The organism is Clostridiales bacterium, assembly GCA_017569285.1.
Taxonomy (GTDB): Bacteria; Bacillota; Clostridia; order Christensenellales; family Aristaeellaceae; genus Aristaeella.
The window spans coordinates 1,712,209-1,727,423 of sequence record CP069419.1 but is presented as its reverse complement, the minus strand read 5'-3'; the positions used below and the strand labels follow the sequence as shown (position 1 = coordinate 1,727,423).

General features: G+C 49.5%; 10 protein-coding genes. 8 read left to right on the top strand and 2 right to left on the bottom strand.

The annotated features are described in order from the left end of the window. Nucleotides 1–17: 17 nt before the first annotated feature. Complete coding sequence (locus JNO48_07345; protein QTE67039.1) at nucleotides 18–1,715, bottom strand: polysaccharide biosynthesis protein; 1,698 nt, start codon at nucleotides 1,713–1,715, stop codon at nucleotides 18–20. Between the two features lie 502 nt (nucleotides 1,716–2,217). On the opposite strand from JNO48_07345, the gene JNO48_07340 reads away from it, so the two are divergent. The 3 genes from JNO48_07340 to rfbB are packed head-to-tail and all read left to right on the top strand — an operon-like array spanning nucleotide 2,218 to nucleotide 6,322. Next, nucleotides 2,218–3,807, top strand: a complete 1,590-nt coding sequence (locus JNO48_07340; GenBank protein ID QTE67038.1) for a hypothetical protein — start codon at nucleotides 2,218–2,220, stop codon at nucleotides 3,805–3,807. Next, nucleotides 3,804–5,306, top strand: a complete 1,503-nt coding sequence (locus JNO48_07335) for a hypothetical protein (GenBank protein QTE67037.1) — start codon at nucleotides 3,804–3,806, stop codon at nucleotides 5,304–5,306. Before JNO48_07340 ends, JNO48_07335 begins: the two co-directional genes overlap by 4 nt. Then, nucleotides 5,303–6,322 (top strand): dTDP-glucose 4,6-dehydratase, encoded by a 1,020-nt coding sequence (gene rfbB, locus JNO48_07330; GenBank protein ID QTE67036.1) that lies wholly within the window; start codon nucleotides 5,303–5,305, stop codon nucleotides 6,320–6,322. The genes JNO48_07335 and rfbB overlap by 4 nt, the downstream gene beginning before the upstream one ends. Nucleotides 6,323–6,381: 59 nt before the next feature. Here the strand turns inward: rfbB and JNO48_07325 are convergent, their stop codons facing one another. Further along, a complete protein-coding gene (locus tag JNO48_07325) occupies nucleotides 6,382–7,131 on the bottom strand; it encodes a hypothetical protein (GenBank protein QTE67035.1) in 750 nt (249 codons plus the stop codon). 210 nt (nucleotides 7,132–7,341) lie between these two features. Between JNO48_07325 and asnS the strand changes: the two genes are divergently transcribed. From asnS to aepX, 5 genes are all read left to right on the top strand, one after another. Then, nucleotides 7,342–8,721 carry an asparagine--tRNA ligase gene (gene asnS / locus JNO48_07320; protein ID QTE67034.1) on the top strand — a complete coding sequence of 460 codons (1,380 nt, stop codon included), beginning with the start codon at nucleotides 7,342–7,344 and terminating at the stop codon, nucleotides 8,719–8,721. Nucleotides 8,722–8,991: 270 nt separating this feature from the next. Continuing rightward, nucleotides 8,992–10,008: a glycosyltransferase family 2 protein gene (locus tag JNO48_07315; GenBank protein ID QTE67033.1), complete on the top strand. Its 1,017-nt coding sequence runs from the start codon at nucleotides 8,992–8,994 to the stop codon at nucleotides 10,006–10,008. Further along, entirely contained in the window at nucleotides 10,005–11,387 is a 1,383-nt protein-coding gene (locus JNO48_07310) for a polysaccharide biosynthesis C-terminal domain-containing protein (GenBank protein ID QTE67032.1), read from the top strand. Before JNO48_07315 ends, JNO48_07310 begins: the two co-directional genes overlap by 4 nt. A gap of 103 nt (nucleotides 11,388–11,490) precedes the next feature. Further along, a complete protein-coding gene (locus tag JNO48_07305) occupies nucleotides 11,491–12,942 on the top strand; it encodes a WG repeat-containing protein (GenBank protein ID QTE67031.1) in 1,452 nt (483 codons plus the stop codon). Nucleotides 12,943–13,088: 146 nt separating this feature from the next. Then, nucleotides 13,089–15,095, top strand: coding sequence for a phosphoenolpyruvate mutase (gene aepX / locus JNO48_07300; protein ID QTE67030.1), 2,007 nt, complete (start codon nucleotides 13,089–13,091; stop codon nucleotides 15,093–15,095). The last annotated feature ends 120 nt before the right edge of the window (nucleotides 15,096–15,215 follow it).

Genomic DNA, 15,215 nt, shown 5'->3' with positions numbered 1-15,215 from the left:
AAACCATTAGTAACCGATTATCCAACCTGTCCAGATTCATGATATGTCGTTACAATCTCTGCCAAAGTCTTTTTGACATCTCCATGCGTATCCAGACATGTCTCCAGTTTCTCCAGTGCGGCCGCAATTTCTTCCGGACTGGTCTTCTCCTGCTTTGCAATGAAGATCCGGTCCTTTTCTGTTGCCTGGTCATTCTCCGTATCCCGAAGGAGTTCTTCGTAAAGTTTCTCTCCCGGTCGAAGTCCGACATACTCGATCTTCTCTTCTCCAGTACCGTAAAGCTGGATCATGCGCTCTGCCAGATCTTTGATCTTTACCGGCTTTCCCATATCCAGGACATACAGTTCCCCGCCCTTGGCCATGGATGCTGCCTGCAGTACCAGAGAAGCCGCTTCCGGAATCGTCATGAAGTAGCGGATGATATCCGGATGCGTAATCGTTACTGGCCCACCCTGTTTGATCTGCTTTTCAAAAATCGGTACTACAGACCCATGGGAACCGAGTACATTTCCAAAGCGAACCGCCACAAACTGGGTCTTACTGCCATTCATAGAAGAAATGATCATCTCTGCCAGGCGTTTTGTAGCCCCCATCACATTGGTCGGGTTCACAGCTTTGTCCGTGGATATCAGGACAAAACGCTCTACGCCGCACTCTGCCGCAATCTTCGCGGTTTTATAAGTACCAAACACGTTATTCAGAACCGCCTGTTCTGGGCTGTCTTCCATCAGAGGAACATGTTTATGAGCCGCCGCATGGATCACCACATGGGGCTTATACCTGCCCATTACCCGCCAGAGGGATTCCTCATCCCGGACAGAGCCAACCTCCAGACGTACGGTATTCGCTACAAGATCTCCATACTTTTCCTTCAGTTCAAACAGGAGATCATACATATAATTTTCAGAAATATCATAAATCACCAGCTGTGCTGGTGTGAAAGCCAGAATTTGACGGCAAAGTTCTGATCCGATGGATCCTCCACCACCGGTAACCAGTACTCGGCGACCACCAAAGTATTCCTTCGCCTCGCTCATATCCAGGTGTTCTTCCGACCGATTCAGCAAATCAGCAATGTTCAGTTCCCGGACAACACCCTGGGCTTCCGAAAACACCCGGACCTTTTTGCCGGTAGCCATACATGATTCAATCAGTTCCTGTTTGGGCGAATGGACCGTAATGATAATTTCATCTGCCCGGTATTCTTCCGCGGCTTCTTTCACATCCATTTTCACAACCGGAACACGGGAGATTGCTGCGTTGGTTTTAGCCGGATCATCATCCAGCGCCACCACAGCTGCGGCATTTCCATACCGGCCGTTTTGAATATCCCGGATTACCGTTGCGCCAACATACCCAGCTCCAATAATCAGGAACCGCTTCTGTCTCTCTCCAGTCTTCCGGATTGCCCCAGCAGTCCGGTAACGAATCAGGAAACGAGAGCCAGCAATCAGTGCTAAGGTGATTACCCACTGTATAAAATAAATCGGTCTCGGCATCAGGATCAGCCGGGCACCAATCTGATCTTCGTATTTCCCGCAAAAGAGCGAAACCACCAGGCTGATCAGATAAGTGATACCGGTTCCGGCGAGAGTGGCAATTGCTGCCTGAAAGAAAGTATCTGCCCCGGCATAGCGAAGGAGACTTTTATATATCCTGCTGATGTACAATCCCATCAAAGTCGCGGCAAGAAGAATGGGCAGTGTCCGGCACATCTGGGTTATCCGAACCGCTGATACACTGAGGGAAAAGTAAAACTCAACCGATATGAAAAGGCCAATTACTACAAACAGAGCATCCAGAACCGGCCAAAACAATTTATTCTTAATGGCTCTTCACCTTCTGCTTTCCTGTCAAATAAACTAGCTTCAAAAGAGTTAGGCTCCGCCATATGGCCCGCTGAAGCGTGTCATAAAACACCAGTCTCTTTTCAGCGTTTCCGGCTCCAGCAAACCACTGCGAGCCCATCTGCGCCTGCCTGTGATTCTCCCGGTCTGCTTTGTAGCAGATATGACTCCGTCGAATTATTAAAAGACGTAATCATACAGATTAAATTATACAATATCCCCTCTATTTCCGTCAAACATAAAACATAGGTAGAAACTCTTACATAGCGAACATGTAAACGATCTGTAGAGATTGCTTTTTCATTGGTTGCATGATAATATGAATTGTTAAAGTATGTCCCTTTTACCAGGGATGATGGGAGGGAATCAGATGGATCAGAACGAGCATCAAGAAAGTCGACTGGCCATTGACAAAGATGCACAGATCAACGTGGTAGTCAACGCTCCAGAAAGCGAAGAAGATGTCATTAACCTGAGTAATGTGTTCCATAATGCTAAGCTGAAGAGCCGTGTTTTTGCTTGGGTTCTGGTACTGTGCATGGTTGTTGGTATAGTCGCTCCTTTGCTATTATACCAAATCAATCCACCTATGCTAACAGCTACATCAGTAGTAACTCTAAAATATGATGTTGCCCGAGAGCAAGTATTAAACGGCCGGAAGATTATTACCTATTCGCCCGCAAAAGATTTAACAGCGCCAGACGGAAGCAGTGAACTGGACCTCAGTCAAATAACCTCAGCTTACGTACTGCAGCAGGCATTGGAAGGAATGGATCTCAGCCAGCCGATTACGCTTGCCATGTTGCGAAAGAATATCTCTATCGAGCGAGTTCTAACAGATGAAAGCCGTCGAGCTCAAGAACTGGCATCTCAAATGGTAGAAGACAAAAACACTGGCGCTTATGCCCAGATGCAAAACGTAAGAATGATATACAACAACAAGTTTGTCGTACGGTTAACCAATGGGTTTACTCCTGTTGGTGCACAAGACGATGCAAAAAAGCTGGTGCTGAAGGACGCTGAAGTAAAACTCCTGTTGGACCGGATTCTGAGTGCATACAATGATTACCTCGTACTGACCTACGCAAACGTAAAGCTGCCGGATGATGAACTGTTTGTTATCGATACAGAAAACCTGGATCTGTTGGAAAGCCTCGAACTTCTACAAACAGCAAGTGATAACCTGTACAATTACTGCGACCAGAAATCAAATGCAGTAAAGGCTTACCGCTCCCATAAAGATGGTCGAAACCTGGAAGATTGGATGAAGACCATCGAGACAGGACGAGAAATCGCAATTGACTACCTGTACTCATACGTGTACAACAACTCCATCGTCCGGGACAAAAACAGCATGATCACCAATTATCGGTACCAGCTGCGGAATGCGCAGAGCCAGCTGGACGTGGTAAACAGCAACGTCGCGACAATACAGTCCATCCTGGAAAACTATAAAAATGATGAGATCTTCGTCTCCATGCAGGAAAGTGATACTGCCAAGTCCACACGGACAACCACCGATTACTATAACGAACTGATCCTGCAGCAAGCAAATAATTATGCCAGTGCTGCCAAGCTGGAAACCACTATCGCGGATCTAAACGACAAGATTGCTAACCTGACAGCTGACAGCAATAAAGTCATAGCAGCAGAAACTGACCTGGCGATTGCTGAAGAAAGCCTACAACAGACCATCGCTTCTTGCCGAGCGGTTTATGAGGGGATTAAAGCTCATATGGAAGAATTGATTTCTTCCCCATTCTACACGACCTATGCAGAGCATACTGAACCGCAGGACAGGCTGCAAAACTTCATTTCTGCCAACCTGAAAAAAATGATCATTGGCGCGGTTGCAGGAGCGGTGATCGCCTGCGGAATCTGGTTCCTGGCAGCCCTTGCGCCGGAATTCCAAAAAGGCAGAAAAGATGAGGATGAAAGAAAGGAGGCGGCCGCAGTATGAAGAAGCAGATGAACAATCAAAAAAGCCACTGGCTGCGGAACACTCTGTGCGTGCTGATCGTATGTGGTATTCTTGGCACGATCCTTTCCGCTATCCTCTTCCTGACCAATCCTGAAAAAACCTATGCGGCAGCTAATGTGCAATTTTCCTTTGACGGAGCAGCAGAAGGCATTGCTCCAAATGGATACTCATTTGGTATTTCCGCGGTCACTTCGGACGAAGTTCTGGAAAAAGCCCTGGCAAACGCCGGCATGACCGATCGGTATACCGTGGAAGAAGTTCGCGGCCAGATTGAAACCTCCGGTGTATATCCGGAAGATATTGTCCGGCAAATGATGAACTATGAATCCCTGCTGGATTTCAGTGCCAATCGTACACTGACGCTTTCCGACTATCATCCGACACTGTATACCGTTGTTCTGTATAATGGATTTGATTCAAAAATATCCAAGGGCGATCTGGAAAAACTGATGCACGCCATAATGGACAGCTATAAGGAATATTTCAGCGAAGTGTATACCGCCGGCAAGAATGCTGTTAGCGTCTCCTACAATCTTGATGATTATGATTATCCGCAGCAGCTGACAATTCTGACCCGTACTATGGAAGACGCCATTTCCTACGCTGACGAATTGTACGAAAAAGAGCCGGCACTTCGGTTGAACGGCCAAGGTTTCAATGACATCTCCGTGCGACTGCACAACCTGATCGATACTGATATTTCCAAGCTCAGCGCAGATATCACAATGAACGCACTGACCAAGAATACATCCCGTCTGATAACCCAGTATGACTACGAGATCAGGAGTCTGACAAATGAACTAAACAAAAAGAATGATCAGCTTGGTCGGCTTGATGCATTGATTGCTTCCTACGACAAGAACGAAATCATCTACCTGTCCACCGCGGACAGCCTGACCAAGATTGACGGGAATTCTTCCGAGACCTACGATGCGTTGGTTGCTAACCGGAGGGAAGTCGCAGATGAAATCACAACCATCAACAATGAGATCTCCAATTATCGCCTGCTGCTGGCTGACCTGATCGGTGAGAAAAAGACAGAAGAAACCGAAAAAGCACCTGCAACAGCAATCGAACAAACATCTGTAATCCCTGCATCTGACAGTGCCGAGGGCTCTGGAACCACTGAGGAGATCGTTGTTTCCGAGCGGACCCAGGAAGAACTGGAAGAGCTGGCAAAAGCAGCTGAGGAAGCCGCCCGGAAACAGATTGCTACACTGGAAGCAAACATTTCTTCCATGGTAACTAAAAGGGAAGCCGTTATGACGGACTTTGCCAACCTAATTCAGAAATATAATGACAAGTATGTCAATGACATGACTGTGTCGGTATTTGATTATCAGTATAAAGCACCTTCCCTGCTGAGTGGCGCATTCATCAAGCAGACCATCAAGATTGCCGGCATGTTCTGCGTGGCCGGGTTCATCGTATGCATGATCCTGCTGATCAACAGCCGCAGAAAAGAGGAAAAAGCATGACCATTATTGTTACCGGCGGCGCCGGGTTTATCGGAAGCAATTTCATCTTTTACATGCTAGAAAAGCACCCGGAATACCGAATCGTATGCCTGGATAAACTAACATATGCCGGAAATCTGTCCACCCTGAAAAGTGTAATGGATCATCCCCAGTTCCGGTTTGTAAAGGGAGACATCTGCGATCGGGAAGCGGTATACCGGCTGTTTGAGGAAGAAAAGCCGGATATCGTGGTCAACTTCGCCGCAGAAAGCCATGTGGACCGCAGTATTGAAGATCCTGGTGTTTTCCTGCAGACCAACATCATGGGCACTGCCGTGCTGATGGACGCCTGCCGGAAATACGGGATTGGGCGGTATCACCAGGTATCCACGGATGAAGTATACGGGGACCTGCCCCTGGACCGGCCGGAGCTCCTGTTTACCGAGGAAACGCCGATTCATACCTCTTCGCCGTATTCTTCCTCGAAAGCCTCCGCCGACCTGCTGGTAATGGCCTATCACCGGACGTACGGGCTTCCGTGCACGATCTCCCGGTGCTCCAACAACTACGGCCCTTATCAGTTCCCGGAAAAGCTGATTCCGCTGATGATCTCCCGGGCACTAAACGACCAATCCATGCCGGTATACGGCGACGGGAAGAATGTCCGGGACTGGCTGTATGTGGAAGACCACTGCAAGGCCATTGACCTGATCATCCATGAGGGCAAGGTCGGGGAAGTGTACAACATCGGCGGACACAATGAAATGGCCAACATTGACATTGTAAAACTGATCCTGCAGGAAATCGGAAAACCGGAAAGCCTGATTACTTACGTGGGTGACCGGAAAGGCCACGACAGGCGGTATGCCATTGATCCGGCCAAGATTCATCGGGAACTGGGATGGCTTCCGGAAACAATGTTCGCAGAAGGAATTAGAAAAACCGTTACCTGGTATCTGGAGAACCGGGACTGGTGGGAAGAAATTGTATCCGGCGAATACCAGAATTACTACGAAAGAATGTACGGAAACCGGTAATATTTTCCAAACAAAAATGGCAGGAGCACTTGCTCCTGCCATTCTTCAATTAATCAGAGTTATTCCGGTTTGTATACTCCATTTCCGATGAACGGTACCACCCAGTACCGCTGGGATGGAGTTTTGTTGTCCACAAATTCGGTTTCAGATTCAGTGGGTTTTCCATCCTTCGGCGTATAAGCGATTGTCGGGGTATCCATCCGGGTATAACAGCGGATTTCAGCTCCTTCCGGCTGGAAAGGCTTCGGTTCTGTATTGCCGTCAATCAGAACCAGTACCGCGTAGAAGGACCCGTCCGACTTCGGCTGCAACTCTGCCCGGAAAGACTTCCCGGGATTCTTTTCCAGGATATCCAGCACTACGGCTGTCGGGATTGCGACAGCCATGCTGCTTCCTTCCGGACGCAGGAGGAGCGTTTCCTCCTGTTTTTCCATCTGCTTTTGAATATCTTCCTGCGTATAAATCAGGAAAATGATCGGCTGCTGGGCTCCGCACATGGCACATACGCCGTTGCGGAATACATGGTTCCGGATTTCCTCTACCTTGTCCCGGGTTTCCTCGGAAAGAATTTCACCGCAGTCCAGACAGGCCGTACGTACTACCGCATCATATCCGACTACCTTGTGGGACTGATTGTCCAGGCGGATATACTCCGGGTTTTCATAAAATACATATTCCTTGGTGTTCTCATGGGCGCAGTCCAGGTCCGTCGGCGTAGCCAGGTCCGGATTTCCGGACATGCCTTCCGCGGCCGCAGCCGCGGTCAGCAGCAGGAGCAGCACCAGCAAGAGCAATCCATTCCGTTTCATGGTTTCAATAATCTTCCTTCGGGGTTGGGTCGGTCAGTAAAAGGAGTCAGAAAAAAAGGAAACGTATCCATATTCTATACAGATTGACAACCTTCGTCAAGTTGACGAACAGGAAAGCGTTGTGTTTCAAGGGGTTTTGTGATATCATACTGTGCAATAGCGGGAAGGGGCTTCGCCTCTTTGTGCTTGAAACAGAGGGAGGAACAAACCATGGACGTGATTACCACCAGGGAGCTGAAGGAACAGCTGGCATCACTGCAGGGACAGAGTGTTACGCTGCAGGGATGGATCCGGAATCATCGGAAACAGAAGAATATGGGGTTCATCGATTTCTTCGACGGAACCTGTTTCCGCAATCCGCAGGTGGTGTATGACAATAACGTGCCCGGGTTTGACGATATCCAGGCGCTGCATGTCGGCAGCGCCGTCACCGTGACCGGCAAGGTTGTTCCCAGCTACAAGGATCCGGAAACCCCGGAAATCCAGGCAGAATCCATCGTGCTGGAAGGGGACTGCCCGGAAGACTATCCGCTGCAGCCGAAGCGGCACACCGTAGAATTCCTGCGGGAGATCGCTTACCTGCGTCCGCGGACGCGCCTGTTCCAGGCGGTATTCCGCGTCCGCAGCGTAGCTGCCATGGCCATCCATACGTATTTCCAGGACCGGGGATATGTGTATGTGCATACGCCCCTGATTACCGGAAATGACGCGGAAGGCGCCGGCAACACCTTTACCGTGACCACCCTGCCCGCCGGCAGCAAAGCGGATCCTTCCGAAGATTTCTTCGGAAAGCCCACGAGCCTGGCCGTAACCGGCCAGCTCGAAGGCGAAACCTTCGCGATGGCCTTCTCGAAGATTTATACCTTCGGACCAACCTTCCGAGCAGAGAACAGCAACACAAAAACACATGCGGCTGAATTCTGGATGATCGAGCCGGAAATCGCTTTCTGCGACCTGAACCAGCTGATGGACATCGAGGAAGACTTCCTGAAGGCCATTGTGAAGACCGTAATGGAAAAGTGCCCGGACGAGCTGAAGTTCCTGGACCAGTTCACCGGCGGCGGACTGATCGCGAAACTGGAAGGCCTGCTCAGCAGCACCTGCGCACGGGTCACCCATGACGAAGCGATCTCCATCCTGCGCAAGGCCATGGAGAACGGCACCGAATTCAAGTTTGAGCCGAAATTCGGTGAAGATACCGCGAAGGAGCATGAGAAGTACCTGACGGAAGAATATTTCCATTCTCCCGTGTTTGTGTATGACTGGCCGAAGGACATCAAGGCGTTCTACATGTACCAGAACGATGACGGAAAGACTGTGAGCGCGGTGGACCTGCTCGTTCCCGGTGCCGGCGAACTGATGGGCGGCAGCCAGCGTGAAACCCGGCTGGAGAAGCTGGAAGGCCGCATGGATGAGCTGGGCATCTCCAAGGAAGAGATGTACTGGTATGTGAACCTCCGCCGCTTTGGCGGATGCACCCATTCCGGATTCGGCATGGGCTTTGAACGGCTGCTGATTTACCTCACGGGTGTGGATAACATCCGGGATGTGATTCCGTATGCGAGAACGCCGCAGAATTGCGAGTTCTAATTGAGCAATGGGGGCTTTCTGATCGTCCCCCATAACCCCTTCGGCTCATATGATTTTGTTTTTTGTGCCAAAGGATTATCTTGCTTATCCTTTGGCATTTTTCTTCCAGTTTAATGGGATGTCTGGTTGATGGAGAACGGATAATCCCACTTCTTGAATACAGATAAAGCAAGTATTCCAGCAAGATGAAGCGCTTTGGAGAATGCGTTCCTTCTGCTGTTCATATACAAAAGTAAAAAACGATGAAATGTAGTTAAGGAGGATAACTGCATGGAACCGTTGGTAAGTGTCATTATACCTGTATATAATGTGTTGCCATATTTGCGGGAAGCCTTGGACAGTGTGATTAATCAGACCTATACAAACCTGGAAATTATAGTTGTGGATGATGGATCTACCGATGGATCCGGAGCGGTTTGTGATGAGTATCTCTCCGACCCACGTGTAATTGTGATTCACCAGGAAAATAGGGGACTCAGTGGAGCACGGAATACTGGACTCGATCGGATGACAGGGGAATATGTTGCGTTTCTGGATTCAGATGATGCGTTTCAACCAAATATGATCGCATGTATGATCACATCAGTTGACCAAAATAAAGCAGATGTCGTTATATGCGGATATGATGAATGTTATACACAGCATAATCTAAGCAGTGAAAAAAAACAAAGAATCAAGCGCTCCTACTTCAGCAAAGAATCGGTATTATCTTCCTCAGAATTTCTGAATATGCTACTGTCTGGTACAGCAGAATGGGCTGTCTGGAACAAAATATACTGTCATTGGTTATGGAATGACCTTCGTTTTCCAGAAGGATATAATTACGAAGATATGCAAATTGATTGTGTCTTGTTCGAGAAGTGTTCCCGGATTGCAACGCTGCCAGGTTCATTTTTACAATACCGTAACCGACCCGATAGTATTACATCTTCAAATTCAGAAAAAAATATACTTGATTGTCTGGTAGCGGTGAAGACAATCGAAGAATATGTTATATCCCATACCCCATCAGTTTTCCCTAAAGAAACATTATCCTTGTTTCTGGAAAGATATGCCCGCACCTTAAGTATGAAATACTCCCATTTGCTTTTACATGACTATAATCCAACTATTCTGACAAATATCCATAAAGAAATTTTACTCCAGTGGAAACATCTTGAATTTGAACCTTTGAGCATCAAATCAAAAATAACACGTTCACTGTTCTTGTACACCCCCAGTTTAGTTTATCCAATCCGTTCCTGTTGGCAGTTGGGGAAAAGAATCCTGGGGAAAGCAACCATATGAAGAAACAAATGAAAAATACCATTTGGTCTGTAATCCAACACGTAGTTGTTATAGTATGCGGACTTATCCTGCCCCGGGAAGTCTTAGTATATTACGGATCAGAAATGAACGGAGTGGTGCATTCCATCTCCCAGTTCCTTTCGTATACTGTGTTACTGGAAATGGGCATTGGAGCTGTGATTCCTGCTTCTCTGTATGCTCCACTTGCTTCAGGAGATCATTACCGAATCAGCGCAATCCTGTCATCCGGGTATAAAGTTTATCGGCGAATTGGTTTAATCTGTATCGCATATGTCATTACGCTGGCCGCTCTTTTTCCAATGCTATCTGGTGTTTCTGCCACACTTCCGCTAGTCATTGTCCTGGGAATCGGCCGAATTGCCTCATATATGATTGGCCAGCCGGAACAGTTTCTGGTCATTTCTGACCAGAAGGGGTATATCATTTACGTCCTGGCTACAGTTTCCCAAATTGTGAATACAGTTGTCCAGGTGCTCCTGATCCGCTCAGGGAATCCATTGTATGTTGTGAAGCTGGCAGGAACACTGATCGGATTCATCCAGATCGGCCTGATTCTCCTGTATGTCAAACGGCATTATGATATTGACCGGAAGGTTCAGTATGTAGAGGAACCGATCCCGCAAAAATGGAACGGGATCGCCCAGCATGTAGCTTATTTCGTGTTAGAAAATACAGATATTATTCTGCTGACGCTGTTTTCCACCTTCCAGGAAATCTCTGTTTATTCAGTTTATTTCATGGTCATATCCGGTATCCGGCAAATTTTCTTTTCTGTGACCTATAGTGTTCAGCCCAAACTGGGCGAACTGCAAGTACGTGAAGACAAGGGTGAGCTTCGTCGGTTCTTTGCTTCCTTTGAGCGCTGGATCCATGTTGTAACCATCCTGGCTTTCGGCTGCGTTGCGCTGTTCCTGGTTCCGTTTGTGCAGGTGTATACCGATGGAATAACCGATGCGAATTATACCCGTCCGCTGTTTGCATTGCTGCTGACACTGGCATATGGTTTCCAGAGCATCCGTGATCCGTATGACAAACTGATCCTGGCTTCCGGGCATTTCAAACAGACACAGAAAAACTATATTATCGCAGCCGTATTAAACTTTGGTATCTCCGTTGTCGCTGTCCAGTTCTGGGGACTGGAGGGCGTTGCTCTTGGCACGCTGGCTGCAATGGCATACCAGGCGGTTTATATGGCAATGTATGATACGCGGGTCCTGCTGAAACGGCCGGATAAGGTGCTGCTGCAGAATGTGGCGCTGGACCTGGTTCTGATCGGACTGTTTGTGTTGATTTCGCAGACTGTTCACCTGCCAGTCGAGGAGTTTTTCCGGCGAATCCTGGGTTTGATCCGGGGATAACGAGAGATTCTTTGAAAAACAATTGTATTGTTGATATAATTTGTAGTATACTAATCACACATTATTTTTTCTTTATACGCGAATAGTCAAGGGGGTAGCCATTGTGAAACGGTTTGTATTGGTTTTCCTTGCATTATGCCTTTGCTGTTCCGCTGCAGCGGCAGAAATATCTGTCACCGGAAAAACAGTTGAGGTCTCCGGTATCTCGATGAATGAGTATGCTGATACATTTGCCGTCAGGACCAGTTCAGGATACTACCAGGTGGTGGATCCGGAAATGAATCCCTTAAGCAAGGAATATCCGGATATTACAGCAACAGGCAGCCTGTATGTCACGCGGGGAGAAGACAACAAGGAAGGCCTCCTGGACGGTAAGGGACAAGAGCTCATTGCTCCCGTGTATGATGATATCCAGGTCATCAATGATGACTGGTACATGGGAATCACCCTGAAGGAAGCCACCGCGGACAATTATGATTATGAATCGTGGTTCTCATCCGACAAGAAATACTACCTGATTGACACTGCCGATCTGTATTTCCATGAGAACAAGCTGGCCACCCTGTCCAGGGCCGACTGGTATTACGCCACCGCATACGGCGATTACATCATTATCCAGGACCGGGAAAAGAAACGCACCGCATACAACAAGGCTTTTGAAAAATCCGAATATGTTCCGGAATACTCTTCCGAATATGAGGAGGATTACCGCAGCAACCGGATCACCCACGTCGGAAGCGGACAGGAAGCGTTTGTTCCCGGCTGCACCCTGACGCCGGAAGAAGTCCGGCAGCGGATCTGGGTGAACAATGAGACCATGCTGGTGGACCTGCAGGGAAATGTCCTGGCGGATCTGTCCGATTACCTCTTTTACAACAGCATCGACCAGGAGACCAACCTGATCAAGGTGAAAAACAACAAGAAAAAGACCGGGCTGCTGGATTCCGCCGGCAATGTGCTCGTTCCATGTGCGTATGACGATCTGGAATACAACCTGGATTCCGCCTACAGGATGGGCTATGTTTACGCCGTAAAAGACGGGAAAAGTGGTTTTGTGAACCTGAAAACCCAAAAAGAAACCGGCTTTGATTTCATTGAAAGCGCCTGCAAGCAACGGTCCGCATTTATCATTGTCAACGATCCGCGCGAAGGAACCATCCTCGTCAGCGCGGTTGCCGGTGAACTTCCCGAACGGTACAAGGATGTGAACATCCCGTATTCATCCGCTTCCCTGTTTGCCACGGTCCAGGATATGGACGGCCGGATTCATGTGATTGATGCCGAGGGGAAGGACGCCCTGGCAGACAACCCGGAAATCCGGAGCCTTTACGATGTGACCTATTCCAAGGACGGATCCCTGATTCTCGTTCAGGATCTCCAGGGGGTAAACCATATCTATACCGTTACCGTCACCGAAGAAGAACCCGAAGAACCTGAACCGGAAGCGACTGCACAACCTGCTGAGGAACCCGACGGGACATGGACCTGTGAAAACGGACATTCCGGAAACACCGGAAAGTTCTGTTCCGAATGCGGCGCGGCGAAACCGCAGTAAACGCCCTGCTGTTGTTTTCTGATAAAAAAAGAATTATTGCATTGGCAGACGGGACAATCCATGTCCCGTCTGTCAAAAAGCATTGAAAGTATTTTCTTCCCGGTGATATAATCATTTCTGCAAGAATGTGATAAAGGGGATCTGGCATGAAAGCGCTGATTCTGAATTCCGGTCTCGGGTCCCGCATGGGGATGCTGACTTCTGAGCACCCCAAGTGCATGACGGAGATTTCTGCCCGGGAGACGATCCTTTCGCGGCAGCTGCGGCAGATTGCGGATGCCGGGATTGCGGAAGTGGTGATCACCACCGGGTATTATGACGAGGTGCTGGTTTCCTACTGCCGGTCGCTGGGGCTTCCGCTGCAGTTTACCTTTGTGAAAAATCCGGAGTATGACCGGACCAACTATATTTATTCCATTTACTGCGCAAGGGAATACCTGGATGACGATATTGTACTGATGCACGGGGACCTGGTGTTTGAGGATGAAGTGCTGGAACAGGTGCTTGCTTCTGCTTCCTCCTGCATGACCGTATCTTCCACCCTCCCGCTGCCGGAGAAGGATTTCAAGGCCCAGGTGCGGGACGGGAAGGTCATCCGCGTCGGCGTGGACGTGTGGGATGATGCCCTGGAAGCGCAGGCGCTGTACAAACTGCTGCGGGATGACTGGAAGGTATGGCTGGGCAAGATTATTGAATTCTGCGAAAGCGGCAACCGAAAAGTGTATGCCGAGAACGCACTGAATGAACTGGACGGCGCGGCGAATATTTCCGCGCTGGACGTAAAGAACCTGCTGTGTGCCGAGATTGACAACCCGGAGGACCTGGCAATGGTAACAGACAAGCTGAAGGAAATTGAATCCCGGACCGTGTATATGTGTTTCTCCGCGGACATCATCCACGGAGGGCATATCGCCATTATCCGGAAAGCGCAGAAACTGGGAAAGCTGACTATCGGGGTCCTCTCGGACGAAGCGGTTGCTTCCTACAAGCGCTTTCCGCTGGTGCCCGCTTCTGAGCGGAAAGTGATGTTCGAGAACATCGCCGGGGTGGACCGGGTCATTATCCAGGATACGCTTTCCTACCGGGATGTGCTGGAACGGGAAAAACCGGACATCGTGGTGCACGGGGATGACTGGGTGACCGGTTTCCAGAAGCCCATCCGGGACGAGGTTGTGGAGATTCTCGCGGGCTACGGCGGAAAGCTGGTGGAGTATCCGTATGCCAGCGACCCGAAGTACAAGGAAATCGACAAACGCCAGCGGGCAGACCTGGCCATGCCGGATATCCGGCGCGGGCGGCTGAAGCGGATGCTGGAAGCCAAAGGCCTGGTAACCGTGATGGAAGCCCATGACGGGCTGACCGGCCTGGTGGTGGAGAATACCGTGGTGCATGAGAACGGCGGCGCCCGCCAGTTTGACGCCATGTGGCTGTCTTCCCTGTGCGATTCCACCGCCAAGGGCAAACCGGACATTGAGCTGGTGGACATGACCAGCCGATTCCGGACGATTGACGATATCATGGAAGTGACGACAAAGCCCATCATCTTCGACGGGGATACCGGCGGACTGACTGAGCACTTTGTGTATACCGTCCGCTCCCTGGAGCGAATGGGTGTGAGCATGGTCATCATTGAGGACAAGACGGGACTGAAGAAGAACAGTCTGTTCGGTACCGAAGTAGTACAGACCCAGGACACCATTGAAAACTTCTCCGCAAAAATCCGGGCAGGCAAGAAGGCGCAGCGGACCGGCGAATTCATGATCTGCGCCCGGATTGAGAGCCTGATCCTGGAACAGGGCATGGAGGATGCGCTCACCCGCGCGTTCGCGTTTGTCGAGGCCGGGGCAGATGCCATCATGATCCACAGCCGGAAGAAGGATCCGGCGGAGATCTTTGAGTTCCTCGAAAAATTCCGGGAAAAGGACCTGACCACCCCGGTGGTGCTGGTGCCGACCTCCTTCAACAGCGTGAAAGAGGAAGAGTGGAAAGCCCGCGGGGCGAACATCATCATTTACGCCAACCAGCTGATGCGGGCGGCGGTTCCGGCTATCCAAAGGGCCGCGGAAACCATCCTGGAAAGCCACCGGGCTGAGGAATGCGATGCGCAGCTGATGCCGTTCAAGGACATCATCCGGCTGATTCCGGAAGAATAAAAAAACAACAAATACCCATATCTTCAAAAAACAATTGTACAGTTATCATGATTTGTGATACGATGCTCCCATAAAAAAGAATCTGTTTGTCAGCATATATCCCGGCTGCTTCGAACGCGG

Bases quoted from the DNA above. Each gene is read 5' to 3' on its own strand.
- JNO48_07345 (QTE67039.1), bottom strand. From the start codon at position 1,715: ATGTGCCGGACACTGCCCATTCTTCTTGCCGCGACTTTGATGGGATTG.
- JNO48_07335 (QTE67037.1), top strand. From the start codon at position 3,804: ATGAAGAAGCAGATGAACAATCAAAAAAGCCACTGGCTGCGGAACACT.
- JNO48_07325 (QTE67035.1), bottom strand. From the start codon at position 7,131: ATGAAACGGAATGGATTGCTCTTGCTGGTGCTGCTCCTGCTGCTGACC.
- asnS (QTE67034.1), top strand. From the start codon at position 7,342: ATGGACGTGATTACCACCAGGGAGCTGAAGGAACAGCTGGCATCACTG.
- JNO48_07340 (QTE67038.1), top strand. From the start codon at position 2,218: ATGGATCAGAACGAGCATCAAGAAAGTCGACTGGCCATTGACAAAGAT.
- rfbB (QTE67036.1), top strand. From the start codon at position 5,303: ATGACCATTATTGTTACCGGCGGCGCCGGGTTTATCGGAAGCAATTTC.
- aepX (QTE67030.1), top strand. From the start codon at position 13,089: ATGAAAGCGCTGATTCTGAATTCCGGTCTCGGGTCCCGCATGGGGATG.
- JNO48_07310 (QTE67032.1), top strand. From the start codon at position 10,005: ATGAAGAAACAAATGAAAAATACCATTTGGTCTGTAATCCAACACGTA.
- JNO48_07315 (QTE67033.1), top strand. From the start codon at position 8,992: ATGGAACCGTTGGTAAGTGTCATTATACCTGTATATAATGTGTTGCCA.